Annotated in this window: 15 protein-coding genes and 1 tRNA gene; 5 read left to right on the top strand and 11 right to left on the bottom strand. The window is 60.8% G+C overall.

Annotation, left to right across the window (positions count from 1 at the left end; genetic code table 11):
- Positions 1-59: 59 nt before the first annotated feature.
- The 5 genes from arr to dapA form a co-directional block, all read right to left on the bottom strand.
- Positions 60-473: an NAD(+)--rifampin ADP-ribosyltransferase gene (arr, locus tag RG540_RS04730; protein ID WP_038585168.1), complete on the bottom strand. Its 414-nt coding sequence runs from the start codon at positions 471-473 to the stop codon at positions 60-62.
- Positions 474-548: 75 nt separating this feature from the next.
- Positions 549-1,514, bottom strand: coding sequence for a lysylphosphatidylglycerol synthase transmembrane domain-containing protein (locus RG540_RS04725; protein ID WP_038585165.1), 966 nt, complete (start codon positions 1,512-1,514; stop codon positions 549-551).
- 81 nt (positions 1,515-1,595) lie between these two features.
- Positions 1,596-1,889, bottom strand: a complete 294-nt coding sequence (locus RG540_RS04720) for a WYL domain-containing protein (protein WP_038585162.1) — start codon at positions 1,887-1,889, stop codon at positions 1,596-1,598.
- A gap of 95 nt (positions 1,890-1,984) precedes the next feature.
- Positions 1,985-2,461 carry an SsrA-binding protein SmpB gene (smpB, locus tag RG540_RS04715; RefSeq protein ID WP_038541461.1) on the bottom strand — a complete coding sequence of 159 codons (477 nt, stop codon included), beginning with the start codon at positions 2,459-2,461 and terminating at the stop codon, positions 1,985-1,987.
- A gap of 122 nt (positions 2,462-2,583) precedes the next feature.
- Complete coding sequence (gene dapA, locus RG540_RS04710; protein ID WP_038541459.1) at positions 2,584-3,468, bottom strand: 4-hydroxy-tetrahydrodipicolinate synthase; 885 nt, start codon at positions 3,466-3,468, stop codon at positions 2,584-2,586.
- Between the two features lie 277 nt (positions 3,469-3,745).
- Between dapA and RG540_RS04705 the strand changes: the two genes are divergently transcribed.
- Positions 3,746-5,821, top strand: a complete 2,076-nt coding sequence (locus tag RG540_RS04705; RefSeq protein ID WP_038585159.1) for a lytic transglycosylase domain-containing protein — start codon at positions 3,746-3,748, stop codon at positions 5,819-5,821.
- 168 nt (positions 5,822-5,989) lie between these two features.
- On the opposite strand, the gene RG540_RS04700 is transcribed toward RG540_RS04705, so the two are convergent.
- The 5 genes from RG540_RS04700 to RG540_RS04680 form a co-directional block, all read right to left on the bottom strand.
- Entirely contained in the window at positions 5,990-7,030 is a 1,041-nt protein-coding gene (locus tag RG540_RS04700) for a porin (protein ID WP_038585156.1), read from the bottom strand.
- A 182-nt stretch (positions 7,031-7,212) separates the two neighbouring features.
- Positions 7,213-8,277 carry a porin gene (locus RG540_RS04695; RefSeq protein WP_038585153.1) on the bottom strand — a complete coding sequence of 355 codons (1,065 nt, stop codon included), beginning with the start codon at positions 8,275-8,277 and terminating at the stop codon, positions 7,213-7,215.
- 418 nt (positions 8,278-8,695) lie between these two features.
- Positions 8,696-8,785: transfer RNA gene (locus RG540_RS04690), tRNA-Ser, on the bottom strand.
- A 126-nt stretch (positions 8,786-8,911) separates the two neighbouring features.
- Positions 8,912-9,712: an aldolase/citrate lyase family protein gene (locus tag RG540_RS04685; protein ID WP_038585150.1), complete on the bottom strand. Its 801-nt coding sequence runs from the start codon at positions 9,710-9,712 to the stop codon at positions 8,912-8,914.
- An 11-nt stretch (positions 9,713-9,723) separates the two neighbouring features.
- Positions 9,724-10,953, bottom strand: a complete 1,230-nt coding sequence (locus RG540_RS04680) for an NAD(P)/FAD-dependent oxidoreductase (RefSeq protein WP_038585148.1) — start codon at positions 10,951-10,953, stop codon at positions 9,724-9,726.
- Positions 10,954-11,234: 281 nt separating this feature from the next.
- Between RG540_RS04680 and RG540_RS04675 the strand changes: the two genes are divergently transcribed.
- The 3 genes from RG540_RS04675 (at position 11,235) to RG540_RS04665 (ending at position 13,982) form a co-directional block, all read left to right on the top strand.
- A complete protein-coding gene (locus RG540_RS04675; protein WP_038585145.1) occupies positions 11,235-11,588 on the top strand; it encodes a PilZ domain-containing protein in 354 nt (117 codons plus the stop codon).
- 344 nt (positions 11,589-11,932) lie between these two features.
- Positions 11,933-12,826, top strand: coding sequence for a LysR family transcriptional regulator (locus RG540_RS04670; protein WP_038585142.1), 894 nt, complete (start codon positions 11,933-11,935; stop codon positions 12,824-12,826).
- A gap of 46 nt (positions 12,827-12,872) precedes the next feature.
- Positions 12,873-13,982, top strand: a complete 1,110-nt coding sequence (locus tag RG540_RS04665; RefSeq protein WP_038585139.1) for a pyridoxal phosphate-dependent aminotransferase — start codon at positions 12,873-12,875, stop codon at positions 13,980-13,982.
- 188 nt (positions 13,983-14,170) lie between these two features.
- Here the strand turns inward: RG540_RS04665 and RG540_RS04660 are convergent, their stop codons facing one another.
- The gene (locus tag RG540_RS04660; protein WP_007758903.1) at positions 14,171-14,437 is read right to left on the bottom strand and encodes a sel1 repeat family protein; all 267 of its coding nucleotides are present in this window, start codon (positions 14,435-14,437) and stop codon (positions 14,171-14,173) included.
- 523 nt (positions 14,438-14,960) lie between these two features.
- Between RG540_RS04660 and RG540_RS04655 the strand changes: the two genes are divergently transcribed.
- Positions 14,961-15,299 carry a DUF2147 domain-containing protein gene (locus RG540_RS04655; protein WP_038585137.1) on the top strand — a complete coding sequence of 113 codons (339 nt, stop codon included), beginning with the start codon at positions 14,961-14,963 and terminating at the stop codon, positions 15,297-15,299.
- The last annotated feature ends 129 nt before the right edge of the window (positions 15,300-15,428 follow it).

The raw sequence follows: 15,428 nt of genomic DNA, 5'->3' as shown, positions 1-15,428 counted from the left end.
GTTTGCGCCCCGGCCGCGCCAGTCGTCAATCAACGGGATCCGGCTGCTGATCAAAATGATCAGTCGATGATCTTGTTGAGCCCCTCGGCTGTCAGGCGGGCGAGACCGGCCTTCATCTGCTCGACCTGTTCAGGTGAATGTCCTTGCCATTCGGTTACCTCGCCGATGATCCGCAGCGGATCGCGAGATCGGTAAGACAAGGTCGGGTTACCGGGGAACTTCTTGTCCGTCAGATTGGGGTCATCAACGATCGGTCCGGTTGGCTCCACGACATAAATGCGCTGCCGTTCGCCGCCGGCCGCAAGTTCCGTTCCCCAAATCGCGGCGTCCAAAGTCCCGGAGAAATAAACCCAAGATAGCGGGTCACCGGCGAAGTTTGATCGATGGCCGACACGGATCACATCACCGGCTTTCAAATCGGCCCGCGTTCCGTGGAAGAACGATTGAACGAACATCGTGGCACTTGCTGCCATATATGGGTGCTCCTTTCTGCTTGAGTCGATTGCCGTCCGCCCCGGAGGGATCGAAACTGGCCTGAGCCAAAGCGCTCAAACCGATGCCGGCTCGCGCATCTGAAGCCCCTCCGCCGAAGACCGCTTCGCCTTCCGCGCCCGAAACACCGCCTCGACAACCAGCGACAGCGGCAGGCCGATGAAGAACGGGATGAAGAAATAGATGACCCGGAAGGCGACCAGCGAACCGATCGAGGCCTGGTCCCCCATGACGTGGCGAACCGTCGCCTCGAGTACACCGAGACCACCCGGCGCATGGGTGATCAGTATCGCCAGGTTGGCGAGCACGAAGGCGGTCGCCGCCTTGAGATAGCTGACATCCGCCGTGGCGGCCATGACCTCGCGCAGGCAGGCGGAAACCAGTGCGAAATTGATCGTGCCGATCACCACCTGGGCTATAGCGATCTTCAGCGTCGGCATCTCAAAAGTCCAGGCACGGATTTTGAGCGGCGTGCGGACGAAGGCCGCAAGCACCAGGTAGCCGGCTGTTGCGGCAAGGCAGATAAAACCGATCGCGACGATCACGGCTTCGCTCAGGCCCAGCACCGAAGCGGCATCCTTGGGATTGAGGACCATGACGATGCCCGACAGCATTGCCATGCCGATACCGACCGTGACGCCCGACAGCAGAACGATCTTCGCCACGTCCTCGGTGCTCATGCCCCAATGGGCATAATAGCGGTAGCGCAGCGCGCCGCTGCTCAAGCCCGCAAGACCGACGCTCTGGCTGATCGACAGCGCGATAAACGAGGCAAGCCCGATCTTCGGATAGGCGAGGTCGTTCTTCACATAACGCACGCCGGCCCAATCGAAGCCCGAGAGGCAGAGATAGGAACCGAAGGCAAAAAGGAGTGCCATCAGGAGGTTGAAGGTGGGGATGGCGCGGACGGATTCGACGATGTCGGAGAGCGAGTATTCGCGAAAGGTGTGATAAAGCAGGTAGCCGGCGGCGCCGAAGCCGATCACCAGCATGCCATAGGTCAGGATTTTCTTTCGCGTCATTGCCCCATTGCCTATTGCCCGCTCGCGCTCAGAGATGAAAAACGAACGGGCGAAGGTGGATTTTGTTCCTAGGGCGGGATTTTACAGCCGCTCGATGATTCGCGAAAAAGCGGGGTCGTTGGGATTATATCCGCGCGCGGGGCTGCGGAAGCCCGCCTCGGTCTCGGTCAGATCGCCGATATCATCGACATGAAACAGACGCCACCCGGAACCCGTTCCGGCAACCTGCCAGGCGCTGAGAGCGAGCGCGCCCTCGCCGACATAACCGAGGATATGCGGCCGCACCCTGCGCCTTACGTCCTTGTAGCGGAGTTCGATGATCCGCCGCCGCTCGATCGCACCGATGATGATATTCGGATAGCTTATCTTCCGCACGAGAACTCCCTGGTGTCTCCCTTAACGGCCGGGAGGCAGGGAAGTTCACGATCGATATACGGCGAAAATGGCTTCGGCGGGAAGTGCGCGGTTGATCAGTTCGACTTCAACAGCCGCGACTTCTGGCGGTTCCAGTCGCGTTCCTTCTCGGTCTCGCGCTTGTCGTGCAGCTTTTTGCCCTTGGCGAGCGCGAGTTCGAGCTTGGCGCGGCCCTTTTCGTTGAAATAGATCTTCAACGGCACCAGCGTCATGCCCTCACGATTGATGCCGACGCGCAGGCGGTTGATCTCGCGCTTCGACAGGAGAAGCTTGCGGCGGCGGCGCGGTTCGTGATTGAAACGGTTGGCCTGCAGGTATTCCGGCAGATGCGAGTTGATCAGCCAAATTTCGTTACCCTCGTCCGATGCGTAGGATTCGGCAATGTTGGCCTTGCCTTCGCGCAACGCCTTGACCTCGGTCCCGGTCAGGACCAGGCCGGCCTCATAGGTATCCAGGATTTCATAGTTGTAGCGGGCCTTGCGGTTCTCCGCGACAATCTTGTTGACCGTGCGCTGGCTGCCTTTGGGGGCCATGGGTATATTCCGTTCCGCCCTTTTTATCCGAAAACAAATCCCCGCCCATGGGCAATGAGCGGGGTTGGTTACCTATGTAATGCGGCGGATGCCGAAAGTGAAGCGGCGAGCGCTGACGTCTCTCAGTTCAGCAGCCCGGCATGGCGCAGCGCGGAGTCGATCGCCGCTTCGGTTGCCGGCTCCAGCGTCGAGACCAGCGGCGAGCGGACCGTGCGGTTCATGCCGCGGGTCCTGTGAAGGCCGTATTTAGCGCCGCAGAGGCCGGGTTCCAGGAAGATCGCCTTGTGCAGCGGCATCAGGCGGTCCTGGTATTCGAGCGCCTTGGCGTAATCGCCGGCAAGCGTCGCCGCCTGGAATTCCGCACAGAGGCGCGGCGCGACATTGGCCGTTACTGAAATGCAGCCGACGCCGCCATGAGCGTTGAAGCCGAGCGCTGTCGCGTCCTCCCCCGAGAGCTGAACGAAATCATTGCCGCAGGTGATGCGCTGTTCCGAGACACGCTCGATCTTGCCGGTCGCATCCTTGACGCCGACGATATTCCGGTGCGCCTTCGCGAGTGCGCCCATCGTTTCCGGCGACATGTCGATGACCGAACGCGGCGGGATGTTGTAGATGATGATCGGCAGCTTTGTCGCTTGCGCGATCGCCGAGAAATGAGCGATCAGGCCCTTCTGCGTCGGCTTGTTGTAATAGGGTGTCACGACCAGGACAGCATCGGCGCCTGCCTTTTCGGCATGCACGGCCAGCTCGACGGCTTCACGCGTGTTGTTGGAGCCGGCGCCGGCGATCACGGGAACCCGCTTTTTGGCGACTTCGATACAGAGTTCCACGACGCGCTTGTGCTCGTCATGGCTGAGCGTCGGCGATTCACCGGTGGTGCCGACCGGCACCACTCCGCTGCTGCCTTCGACGATCTGCCAATCCACATGCGCGGCAAAAGCCTGCTCATCCACAGCGCCATCGGCCGTGAACGGGGTAACCAGGGCGGGCATCGATCCCTTGAACATGCAATACTCCCAGTCGGCAACGTTCATTCTGCTGCCGCAATCCATGACTATGAGGGACGTTCAGGACATTTGGACGGGCAGCGACGCAGCCGATCTTTTCCCGAAAGCCTCTCAGGTCGCGCACCATAAAGCGGCGGGAAAGCGACGACAAGCGCAAGTGCCAGGGATTTCATATGGAATCTCATATAAGAAACCGCGCATTTTCATAAATGCGGTAAGCTTTCGTTAATGTGGCTGGCGGCTAATAAGGGGACGACATATTTTCGCGAGTTACCGGATGTACAGGCCTGTTCTGATCCTCGCAGCACTGGGGCTCGGCGCTGTGAGCATGCATGCATTTGCCGCATCGCTTCCCGAGAGCATGGCACCGCTGCCCTATGTGAAGCCCGAAAACCCGGTCGCGATCACCATGCCCGCCGCGATGCCCGCGCCTGATGTGACCGGCACGATCCCAAGAACCGATCCACTGGTCGTTGCTCCCCAGCTGAAAGCCGGGCTCGATGCGCTTGCAGGCAACGACATCGCCGCCGCCCTTGCCACGCGGAACGGTCTCGCCGAAGGCTCGCTCGACCGCCATATCCTCACCTGGGCGATCGCCACATCCGGCGCGCCGGGCGTGCCGTCGGGCGAGATCGCGGCGGCGCAGACGGAACTGAAGGGCTGGCCGGGGCTCAAGGGCCTGCGCGCCAACTCCGAACGGGCGCTTTATCGTGAAAACCCGCCCGTCCCGACCGTGCTCGCTGCCTTCGGCGCGACCCGGCCGGAAACCACCGAGGGCACGATCATCCTCGCCCGCGCGCTCGTCGCCTCCGGCAAACAAGCGGAAGCTGCCCGTCCGCTACGGCAGATCTGGCTCACCGACACACTCGACAAGCCGACCGAGGACAAGATCCTCGCCGAGTTCTCGGCGCTTTTCACCGCCGCCGACCATAAGGCGCGCATGGACTTCCTGATGTACAAGGCGCGCGCGGCGCAGGCCAAGCGGTTCGGTGATCTCGGCAAGGCGCAATCGCTCTACAAGGCCTGGGCTGCCGTCATCGGCAATGCCAAGAATGCAGAGGCCCTGCTCACCGGCGTCGACGGCTCGCTGAAGGATGATGCGGGTTATCTCTTTGCCCGCGTCGAATATCTTCGCCGCCAGGACAAATACCAGGATGCGGCGGACCTGCTCGAAAAGGCGCCGCGCGAGGCGGCAAAACTGGTCAATACGACGGAGTGGTGGAACGAGCGGCGCATCGTGGCGCGCGGCCTTGCCGACCAGGGCGAATTCAAGCTGGCCTACCGGACCGCGGCCAATTATGTCGCCGCCTCCTCCACCGATATTGTCGATGCGGAGTTCCACGCGGGCTGGTATGCGCTGCGGGCGCTGCATGAGCCGGCAACCGCCGAGAAACACTTCCGCAAGATCCTCGACACTTCGAACAAGCCGCTATCCGCTTCGCGCGCCCTCTACTGGCTCGGCCGCGCGGCGGAAGACGGCGGTCCGGGCAGCGCCAAGGAGTTCTTCGCCAAGGCGGCGCATTTCTCCAGCACGTTCTACGGCCAGCTTGCCGCCGCACGGCTCGACCTCAAGTCGCTCGACGTCACCTATCCGGCGGCGAGCGGGGCCGACCGCCAGAATTTCGAAAGCCGCGAAGCCGTCCGGGCGATCGCAAGGCTCGAAGATGCCGGCCACGGCAAACGCGCCGCGGTGCTCTATCGCGCGCTGGCGGAAGAAATGACCAGTCCTGGGGAACTGGCGATCCTCGCCGCCAGGGCCGAATCGGAAGACAATCACGCCCTTTCGCTGCAGATCGGCAAGACCGCTTTCAGCCGCGGCATCGATGTGGCGGCACTCGCCTTCCCGGTCGGCGTCATCCCGGCCGGCGCCGATATCGAAGGTTCCGGCAAGGCACTCGCCTATGCGATCGCTCGCCAGGAAAGCGCCTTCAACCCGGGCGCGGTTTCGCCCGCCAATGCCCGCGGGCTCCTGCAGATCCTGCCCGGCACGGCACAGGGCGTCGCCAAGCGGCACGGCCTCACCTACGCGGCCGCACGGCTGACCACGGATGCTGGTTACAATGCCACGCTCGGCGCGCATTACCTCGGCGAACAGATCGACACGTTCGGCGGTTCCTACATCCTGACCTTCGTCGCCTATAATGCCGGTCCGAAACGGGTGCCCGAATGGATCACCCGCTATGGCGACCCGCGCGGCAAGTCCCTCGACGAAGTGGTCGACTGGATCGAGCGCATCCCCTTCCCCGAAACCCGAAACTACGTGCAGCGGGTGATGGAGAACTACCAGGTCTACAAGACGAGGCTTGGACAGAAGGCGGATATAGATGCGGATTTGCGGTTCGGGCGGCAGTAGCAGGCTGCTGCTCGACCGAGATCACTCTTCTTTTGAACAAGAGGGGTCGCGTCTTCCACGGCGACACTGGGGCTCATTGCACCCGCTATGCCGTTGGATCCCGAAGTTCCTCAAAGAAAAAAGCCCGGCACGAGGCCGGGCTTCTGAACTCAACCTGATCAAGTCAGATTAGAAGTCGCGCTGCAAGCGGACGAGACCGCGAACCTGGTCGGCGCCGTCTTCGACCTTGAAGTAGTTGACGGCAACCTTGGCTGCGAAGCCTTCGACGATCTGGTAGTTGATGGTTGCACCAGCGGTCCAGGTGTCAGCACCGGTGAATTCGTTATCAGCGGTCAGTTCCGTGTTCCAGGTGTACTGGGCTTCCGGAATGATTTCGAGCTTGTCGGTCGCCTTGAAGGAATAGGCTACAGCAACGGCTGCTTCACCAGCAGCGGTATCGCTCACGCCGTAATATGCGTTCTCACCCGAAGACCAAACACCGGAAAGATAGAAGGTGCCCGGACCAACGGCAACCGAGCCGATCGCACGGATAGCGCCTTCTTCTGCGCCGAAGTCATAAGAACCGAGCAGTTCGAGCTTAGCCGGGCCGATTGCAGCCTGGATGACAGCTTCGACACCGACGTTCTGACCGCCAACGCCAGCAGGGCGCGACAGTTCGTCAACCTGAACGCCAGCCGTGAAGGCAGAGCCGGTATAGGTGTACGAGATCGACTGGAGACGGTTCGAACCGAGGTTGTCCGCTTCGCCCGGAAGGTCGTTGGCATCCCACCAGTTCAGCCAACGGCCGACGCGGAATCCGCCGAGCTGGATGTAGGCTTCGTTGATGTAAGCGCCGTTGGAGCTGCCGTTGGACGTGTAACCAACATCCTGGTTGGCTTCGAAACGAACCGAAGCAACCGAGGTCAGCGTACCAAGTTCCGTGTCGCTCTTGGCCGTGAAGTCAAGCTGAGCGCGGCTGTACGAATCCCAGTCAGCGCCGTTAAAGGCGTTCTCGCCATTGCTAAAGCCGACTTCGAAACGGACATAACCGCCGACCTTGAGGCAGGTTTCCGTGCCCGGGATGTAGAAGTAACCAGTGCCAAACGCGTCGCAGACGCGAACGTATTCCATAGGCTCCGGTTCGGCAGCGACGATGGCGTCGGCAGCCTGAGCACCGGAAACTGCCGCGAGAGCCGCTGCAGAACCGAGAAGAAGGCTCTTAATGTTCATTCTTTTGACCTCCAGTCAATTTCTCTGAATGCTAATTCGCGCCCGATCGAAAATTAATCAAACACGTAAAGGCCGCATAAGCAGCCCCATCCCCCGGTATCAACTCCCCATATGGAGGCCCTGCATAGAGGCCAACCACTTATAGAAAACTCCCCCGGCGAACCGGGGGAGTTCCGTTATGATTAGAACGTGCGGTCGAGACGGACAAAGCCATCCCAGAACTTGTTTTCACGCACCGTCGCACCGTCGGCCTGCGTCTGGTTGTAGTTCGCAGTGACCTTTGCAGTGAAGCCCGGAACGATCGTGTAGTCGACCGTCAGACCAACGCGGTAGGCTTCGTCGCCACCAAAATCACCATCGCCGTCAACCTGGGAGTTCCAGACATACGTACCACCGGGGGTGATCGTCAGCTTGTCGGAGACCTTGAAGGCGTACGAAGCAGCGAGAGCCCATTCACCACGTGCGTAGTAGGCATTATCGAAGTTCGCATCACCCACACCGCTCGACCAGATGGCGAGAGCCTGGAAGGTGCCCGGACCGACCGGAGCCGAGATGAGAGCGCGGACTGCGCCATTTTCAGCGGCGAAGTCATAAGCGCCGAGAAGGTCGAACGCTACAGCGCCGAACTTAGCAGTGACAATAGCTTCGATACCGACGTCCTGGCTACCAAGGCCCTTGAGACGCGACAGTTCGTCAACCTGGACGCCAGCGGTGAAGGCAGAGCCCGTGTAGAAGTAGCCGACAGACTGCATACGGGTCTGGCCAGCAGAGTTCCAATCGGATTCGCCGTTGATGCCCTTATCCCAAGGGTTGTAGTAACGACCAACCTTGAAGCCGCCCAGCTGGATGTAGGCTTCGTTGATGTAAGCGCCGTTGGAGCTGCCGTTGGACGTGTAACCAACGTCCTGGTTAGCTTCGAAACGAACCGAAGCAACCGAGGTCAGCGTACCAAGTTCGGTGTCAGACTTCGCGGTGAAGTCGAGCTGAACGCGGCTGAAAGTATCCCAGTCCGAGTCGTTGAAGGAGTTTACGTCCTGGCCGATATCAGCCTGGAAACGGACATAACCGCCGATCTTGAGGCAGGTTTCGGTGCCCGGGATGTAGAAGTAGCCGGTGCCGAAAGCGTCGCAAACGCGAACGTATTCCATGGGCTCCGGTTCAGCAGCTACGATGGCGTCAGCTGCCTGAGCGCCGGAGACTGCTGCGAGGGCAGCAGCGGAGCCGAGAAGAAGGCTCTTGATGTTCATTTTTGACCTCCAGTCAAAGTTTCGTATGGGTCTGGGTTCTTTTGGCTGAAGGACAGCGTTCCCTGCCCCATCCCCGTCGATTGCTAGAAGAAGGACGATCCACCGCCTCGCTTCCGGATTTGAAAATACAAGACGGGGAGGGTCATGCAATCTGGAACTTCAACCGGACGCCATTCCGGTACCCGCTTCCCAGAAGTCTGTTGCCGAAAGGACACAAAGCCGGGGACTGCCTTAGGTGGTATTTTACGTTTTGTTAAGAAAGGGCTTATCCGGCAGCCACTTAGCGCCGCGGAGAAGCCTCGGAAGGGAATCACCTCGCCCGTCAGGTGGCGCGGGTGCACGGCCGTGCGAGCAGCTGGCAAAGGTCGATCAGAACGGCATTGGGATTCAGAATTGGGCGGGCGTTTCGAGCCTGGAATGGCGGAGAAGATGGGATTCGAACCCACGATACCCTCTCGGGTATACTCCCTTAGCAGGGGAGCGCCTTCGACCACTCGGCCACCTCTCCGGTCGGGCCTGATTATTGGGAAACGATATCGATGGCAAGGTCTTTTATGGAAATGTCATGCGATTCCCACCGGTCACGACACACGAATCGCAACAAGTGATTCCATTCTTGCCACTTCGGTGATTCTCAGTAGCCCGAACGCTGCTTGCCGATCCCGCCACCGCGACCGTAGCGGCCCGCAAGCGATCGCAACGCGCCGGAAAACTCGGTGACGTCGGCGCCAACCGCCACGAAGCTCGCGCCGAGATCGAGATAATGGCGGTTCAGGGATTCGCTGAAGGTGAGGATGCCGGCCGCCTTGCCGGACTTCACGATCGTGCCGATCGCCTTCTCGATCACTTCCTGGACCTCCGGCGCCTCCATGCGGCCGAGATAACCCATGTCGGCCGAAAGGTCGGCCGGGCCGATGAACACGCCGTCGACGCCATCTACGGCTGCAATGTTCTCCAGGTCGCGGATCGCGGCCATGGTTTCGGCCTGGACGATCAGGCAGATTTCGTCGGCGGCCGTCTCGGCATAATCGGGAATGGAGTTGAAGGCGGAGGCGCGGGCAACGGCGGCACCGACGCCGCGCACGCCGCGTGGCGGATAATGCACGGCGCGGACGAGTTCCCTCGCCTGCTCCGCCGAATCGACCATCGGCACCAAAAGCGTACGGGCGCCGATGTCGAGCATCTGCTTGATGACCCAGGTCTCGCCGATCGGCGGCCGCACGACCACTTCCGAGGGCGAGGTGGCAAGCGCCTGTAATTGCGCCAGAATGCTGCGCAGGTCGTTCGGCCCGTGTTCGCCGTCGATCACCAGCCAGTCGAAACCTGCATGGCCGGCGATCTCGGCGGTCAGCGCCTCCCCCATGTTCAGCCAGAGGCCGATCTGCGGCAGGCGGGCCTTCAACGCCGCCTTGAAGTGATTCTTCGGAGACGGCATGGCATTTCCCTTCAGGCGAGGAGCTGTTTCAGGTCGGCAGCGGGATCGGCGAGGATGGCGCGGCTCGGTTCGATGCCGGCGTCGAGCAGCTTCTTGCCGCTCACATAAGCCTTGGCATCGTTGATCGCATCGACGGCGATGAACCGCCCCTCACGGAAATACCAGATCGACAGGCTGCCCTCGCGGGCGCCCTTGCGCACCAGCGTCTCGTCGTAACCGAGGTTGAAACCGGCGATCTGCAGCTTGACGTCGTATTGATCGGACCAGAACCAGGGCTTTGCGTCGTAGGGCGCGGAGCCGCCGGCAAGGATCGCTGCGGCGGCTTCCGCCTGGTCGACGGCGTTCTGTACCGATTCGAGACGGATGCGCTCGCCCTTCCAGGGCAGCATGGCGCAGTCGCCCATGGCGAAGATCGACGGATCGGAGGTGCGGGCGAATTCGTCGACGATGACGCCATTGCCGACTTCGAGGCCGCATTCCTGCGCCAGTTCGTCGTTCGGCTTGACGCCGATGCCGACGATGACGAAATCGACCTCGATCGTGCTGCCGTCGGAAAGCTCGGCGGCGCGCACGTGATTCCCTTCCGGACCGCCTCCACCGATCAGCCGATGCAGGCCGGTCTTTTCGCGGATGACCACGCCGTGGCTGTCGTGAATGGTGCGCATCACGTCGGCGGTCTCTTTTGCGGCGACGCGCTGCAGGATGCGGTCGGCCATTTCAATCAGCGCCACTTCGAGGCCGAGATGGCGGGCGACGGCAGCGGCTTCGAGGCCGATATAACCGCCGCCTATAATAAGGAGTCGGCGGCCCGGCTTCATTTCGCCTACGAGCAGGTCGGCATCACGCTTGTCGCGAACGGTGAAGACGCCGTCGAGATCGCCGCCGACACTTGCCGGCAGCGTGCGCGGCGTCGAGCCGGTAGCGAGCGCCAGGGTGTCGTATTCGATGACCGCGCCATCCTGCATGCGGACGGACTTTGCCTTGCGGTCGATTTCCTCGACATAGGTCGAGAGCAGAAGCTCGACGGCATTCTCGGCAAACCAGCTTTCAGGCCGGAAGGTCAGCCGCTCGAATTCCATCTCACCGAGCAGATATTTCTTGGAGAGCGGTGGGCGCTGGTAGGGGATCACGTTTTCCGAACCGATGATCGTAATCGGCCGCGCATCCTTCAGGGCCCGGAGTTTTGCAGCGAGCGCGAAACCCGCCTGGCCCGCGCCAATTATCACCAACCTGCCCGTCACGTCTCACTCCCCACGCCGATCATGGTTTCGTTGATAGCACCACTCATCCGATCGCAAGGGGTATCCCCGCGACACCGGCCCGTCAACAACGCGACATGGTCGATTACGGGCTTTGAGTTCGCAGCTGTCCCACACGGAAAGGAAAAACCGCCTCTGCTGCACTTAAATGCCGGATTTTTTGGCGATATTCCCGTTATCCGTCGCATTTTACCATTCCGTTTCAGAATGTGTCAGCGGACGAGGAATATAGTCACATCCTAGGAGCGCAACAGGAGGGTGTCATGCCCTTGAACATGGACCAAGACACAAAAACAAACGGCTCACGCGAGCACGCCTTCGAAAAGTTCTCGATCGATCGGCCGGGCAAGATCATCTTCGTCGGGCATCACCTCAGCACCAAGACGAGTTTCCGCTGCCTGATCCGCAGCATCTCGCTTCACGGCGCGGAACTCGAGGTCAGCCCACACCTGCCGGTGCCCAACAATTTCTTCCTCGAAATCCTCGGCATCCATGACGACATCGGCTGCACGGTGATCCGCCGCGAGGAAGAGAAGGTCACCGTCGGCTTCAACATGCTGATCGATGCCGAATTTCTGCATCACGTGATCCGGCTGAACTTCGAGACCAGCCACTGACCGGCTGATAGTCTCGCGGCCGGAGGGCCCTCCTCTCTCGCCGCTTGTGGTTGCCGTTCGTCAGCCGCGACAAAAGCGGCACCGCCCATAACAGCCCGCGCCATTCGGCGCCCTCCAGAGGGTCGGCGAGCGGATCCCCCAGCCCGTTCCGGCAGCGCCCGCTCTTCTCCTTGTTCAGTTGTTTCCAAAACCTCACCCGGTTGAGAAACATGGCAGTCACTCCATCTATGATGTGATGCCATCGAGCTAGTGGTTTGCGGCGCGGCTTGTAGACGCGCCGGCGAACGCCGTTTTTCATCCATGAACGATGGGACGATCACCAGTGAAACAATAAGGTGTCTCGCATGACAGACGCGGGCTGGGATGATCTCAAACTGTTCCTGCATGTGGCGAGCGAAGGTGCCTTGAGTGGCGCCGCCGCCCGCACGGGCCTCAGCGCGCCGACGGTCGGCCGGCGGATGCTGGCGCTCGAACGGACGACAGGCCGGACCCTTTTCGTGCGCAGCCAGCAGGGCTATCGGCTGGCTCCGGACGGCGAGACGCTGCTCGAACATGTCCGTGCCATGCAGAAGACGGCCGACAGCATCGCCGACTGGAAGGCGCAGGCCTTCGCGCTGCCGATCGTTTCGATCGGCGCCGACGCCTGGCTTTCCGGCTTCGTCAGCGATCATACGTCCGAGATCAGGGGCAAGGAGGACCGGTTCCGGCTCTGCTGCAAATCGCTGCACAAGGGGCTCGATTTCACCTATCGCGAGGCGGATGTCGGGATCCTCGGCCGAAGGCCTGAATCCGGCAATGTGGCTATCCGCCGCTCGGTCACTGTCGCACACTGTATATATAGAGCGCATAGCCTTGCCGAAGACGAGACCACGCCTTGGGTTTCGATCGGCACCGAAAGCTCCCATTCGCCAGCCGACAAATGGGTGTTTCAGCATCACGAAGCGGATATCCGCACCTGGACCAATTCGCCGGAACTGCTGCTGCGGCTGATTGCCGGCGGCAACGGGCGCGGCGTGCTGCCGTGCTTCATCGGCGATTCGCTCCCTAGCCTGGTGCGCGAGGGCGGCATCATCGAAGAACTCACCTATACGATGTGGATCGTCGCCAATGACGACGACCGGCACCGGCCGGAGGTGCGCCAGGTGATCGAAGGCCTCGGAGCGCTTTTCAAACGGCAAGAGAGAAGATTCAGCGGCGAGAGGGCGCAATCGGCAGCAAGCAGACTTGCTTACCGATGAATCGATCTTATTGTGTGCCGGTTTTAGAGAACCGGAACTGAAGTCCATGCCTGCATTCTCGCGCTTCACACCGCTGATCAGCGCCCTTCCCGCCAGCGTCCCCTTCGTCGGCCCCGAAGCCATCGAGCGCAATCGCGGTCTCATGGTCAAGGCCCGCATCGGCGCCAATGAAAACGGTTTCGGACCGGCGCCTTCCGTCATCGAGGCGATCGGCGCGGCGGCGGCAGGCACCTGGAAATATGCGGATCCGGAAAATTTCGAGCTCAAGCAGGCGCTTGCGGCGCATCTGGGCTGTCAGGTCAACAATATTGCCGTCGGCGAAGGCATAGACAGCCTGCTCGGGCTGATCGTCCGGATGGTGATCGAGCCGGGCATGCCGGTCGTCACCTCCTTCGGTGCCTATCCGACCTTTAACTTCCATGTGGCAGGCCACGGCGGCCGGCTGGTAACGGTGCCTTATGTCGACGACCGCGAGCATCTCGACGGGCTGATGGAAGCCGTTCGCCGCGAAAACGCGCCGCTCGTCTATTTCGCCAATCCCGACAATCCGATGGGAAGCTGGTGGGATGCCGACAGCATCGTCGCGTTTGCCAAGGCGCTGCCGGAAACCTGCCTGATGATTCTCGACGAGGCCTATTGCGAGACAGGCCCAGCCGGCGCGACGCCCGATATCGCCGCCCTGATCGACCGGCCGAACATCATCCGCACTCGAACCTTCTCGAAGGCCTACGGCATGGCCGGCTCGCGGGTGGGTTATGCGATCTCGACGCCCGGCACGGCGGAGGCCTTCGACAAGATCCGCAATCATTTCGGCATGAACCGGATCGGCGTCGCCTCGGCGCTCGCGGCGCTGAAAGACCAAGCCTACCTCTCCCAGGTGATTGGGCAGATCAAGGCCTCGCGCGAACGGATAGCCGCAATCGCTGAAACCAACGGTCTGAAGCCGCTGGCGTCTGCCACCAATTTCGTGGCGATCGACTGCGGCCGCGACGGCGCCTATGCGCGCTCGATCGTCGATGGGCTGATGGAGCACGGCGTTTTCATCCGCATGCCGGGTGTCGCACCGCTCAACCGTTGCATCCGCGTGAGCACGGGACCGGAGCCGGACATGGCGTTGCTTGAAGAAGCGCTGCCGAAGGTGCTGAAAAGCCTATAGGCCAAAAGAAAATGACCGCGCCGGCCTTGTTCCTGCCGGTCGCGGTCTCAATTTCAGGCGTCGTCCCCGTCCAGACCCGACCGCCCTCTCCCGATCCCCTTTTGGGTTGATGTCTTTTGGATTGTTCTCCCGCCGGCCCTCTTGCGGGGCCGGTCAAATTCTTCGACCACAGCGCTCCCTCGAGGAGCTCAGTGCATGGTCATCCATTCGCGAGCGGCGCGAAGGGCTGCGGCCAGCTGCATCTTGCTCATCGTCTGGGCCAGGTCGGCGCGCAGTTCGGCGGCGCGGTCGGAGCCCTTGATCGCGGCGATGTTGAGCCATTTGTGAGCGGAAACGAGATCGACGTCGCAACCACGGCCGGTCGCATACATCAGACCCATTTCGCAGAAAGTGTCGGCGCGGGTTTCGCCACCCATGGTGGCCATTCCGGAATTGTTCATTTCAAAGCGTGCCATCGGTTTGATCCCTGTTAAAGCCTGTTGTTCGTCGTCTGCCCTGTTTTTGCCCTTTCGGGCTCCGTCCGGATCACCGTCTTAAAGCGGCTGTTTCGATCCTTCCGGCCGGCGGTTTTTCCCGCTCGTTTGATGACTTCACTATGCGCCCAACCTTCCAAAAGACGCCTAAAAAGCATGATTAATTCAACGAAAACAAAGTACAAACGCTTGGTAAACTTGGCTTTTTGTTAAACATGGGATGCCTTGCATTTTAAGGAATTTGCGGAGATTTTTACGAAAAATTTAGAAATCGATTTAAACTGATCGCTAACTACGAATCCGGGTCGCATCGGGGATCTGTGGAAAAACCTGGCCCTCCCCGACGCTGTAAATCCCCCGTTTTCCAAGCCAATCCGATATTTACCTTTACGTACGGGTAAGATAAATTTCGAACCGGGTTCGCGCAAAGGGGTGCGAATTAGAGGAAACCGCGCCGTCTATCGCTTGAGAAGGTCTGACGGCGGAAGCAAAGGAGGAAACAATCATGATGCGCAGACTGATGCTTGCTGCCGCGCTGACACTTGCCGCAGCTGGGGCCCAGGCCGCCGAGCCGATCGAAGGCAATTGGAAAACCGCCAGCGGCGAGACCGCAGCGATCGGCAAATGCGACACCGCCTATTGCGTGACGCTGAAGACCGGCAAACATTCCGGCAAGCAGATCGGCAAGCTCTCCGGCAAGGACGGCGAATATAGCGGCGAGATCACCGATCCTGCGGACGACAAGACCTATAGCGGCTCAGGCTCGGTCAGCGGCAATTCGCTGAAGATGAAGGGCTGTGTCCTCGCGATCTTTTGCAAATCGCAGACCTGGACGCGCCTCTAAGGTCGGCTCGTCCCATATTCCTTATATAAGAAGTGCAGAGATGGTCGCGCCGGCAAGGGCCGCGGCCATTTTTCGTCTCGCGACGTCAAGGACTGCCTGATTTTTTTGCTGCGTCGCACCAACAAGAGG

It is taken from the genome of Neorhizobium galegae bv. orientalis str. HAMBI 540 (assembly GCF_000731315.1).
In the GTDB taxonomy this organism is placed as follows: Bacteria; Pseudomonadota; Alphaproteobacteria; order Rhizobiales; family Rhizobiaceae; genus Neorhizobium; species Neorhizobium galegae.
Note: the sequence above shows the minus strand (reverse complement) of the source record. Positions and strands in the feature narration are given on the sequence as shown.

What these genes read in the sequence shown, in the direction of transcription:
- RG540_RS04725 (WP_038585165.1), bottom strand. Translation starts at nt 1,514, where the DNA reads ATGACGCGAAAGAAAATCCTGACCTATGGCATGCTGGTGATCGGCTTC.
- RG540_RS04675 (WP_038585145.1), top strand. Translation starts at nt 11,235, where the DNA reads ATGCCCTTGAACATGGACCAAGACACAAAAACAAACGGCTCACGCGAG.
- RG540_RS04700 (WP_038585156.1), bottom strand. Translation starts at nt 7,030, where the DNA reads ATGAACATTAAGAGCCTTCTTCTCGGTTCTGCAGCGGCTCTCGCGGCA.
- RG540_RS04695 (WP_038585153.1), bottom strand. Translation starts at nt 8,277, where the DNA reads ATGAACATCAAGAGCCTTCTTCTCGGCTCCGCTGCTGCCCTCGCAGCA.
- RG540_RS04705 (WP_038585159.1), top strand. Translation starts at nt 3,746, where the DNA reads ATGTACAGGCCTGTTCTGATCCTCGCAGCACTGGGGCTCGGCGCTGTG.
- smpB (WP_038541461.1), bottom strand. Translation starts at nt 2,461, where the DNA reads ATGGCCCCCAAAGGCAGCCAGCGCACGGTCAACAAGATTGTCGCGGAG.
- RG540_RS04660 (WP_007758903.1), bottom strand. Translation starts at nt 14,437, where the DNA reads ATGGCACGCTTTGAAATGAACAATTCCGGAATGGCCACCATGGGTGGC.
- RG540_RS04685 (WP_038585150.1), bottom strand. Translation starts at nt 9,712, where the DNA reads ATGCCGTCTCCGAAGAATCACTTCAAGGCGGCGTTGAAGGCCCGCCTG.
- arr (WP_038585168.1), bottom strand. Translation starts at nt 473, where the DNA reads ATGGCAGCAAGTGCCACGATGTTCGTTCAATCGTTCTTCCACGGAACG.
- dapA (WP_038541459.1), bottom strand. Translation starts at nt 3,468, where the DNA reads ATGTTCAAGGGATCGATGCCCGCCCTGGTTACCCCGTTCACGGCCGAT.
- RG540_RS04670 (WP_038585142.1), top strand. Translation starts at nt 11,933, where the DNA reads ATGACAGACGCGGGCTGGGATGATCTCAAACTGTTCCTGCATGTGGCG.
- RG540_RS04655 (WP_038585137.1), top strand. Translation starts at nt 14,961, where the DNA reads ATGATGCGCAGACTGATGCTTGCTGCCGCGCTGACACTTGCCGCAGCT.
- RG540_RS04665 (WP_038585139.1), top strand. Translation starts at nt 12,873, where the DNA reads ATGCCTGCATTCTCGCGCTTCACACCGCTGATCAGCGCCCTTCCCGCC.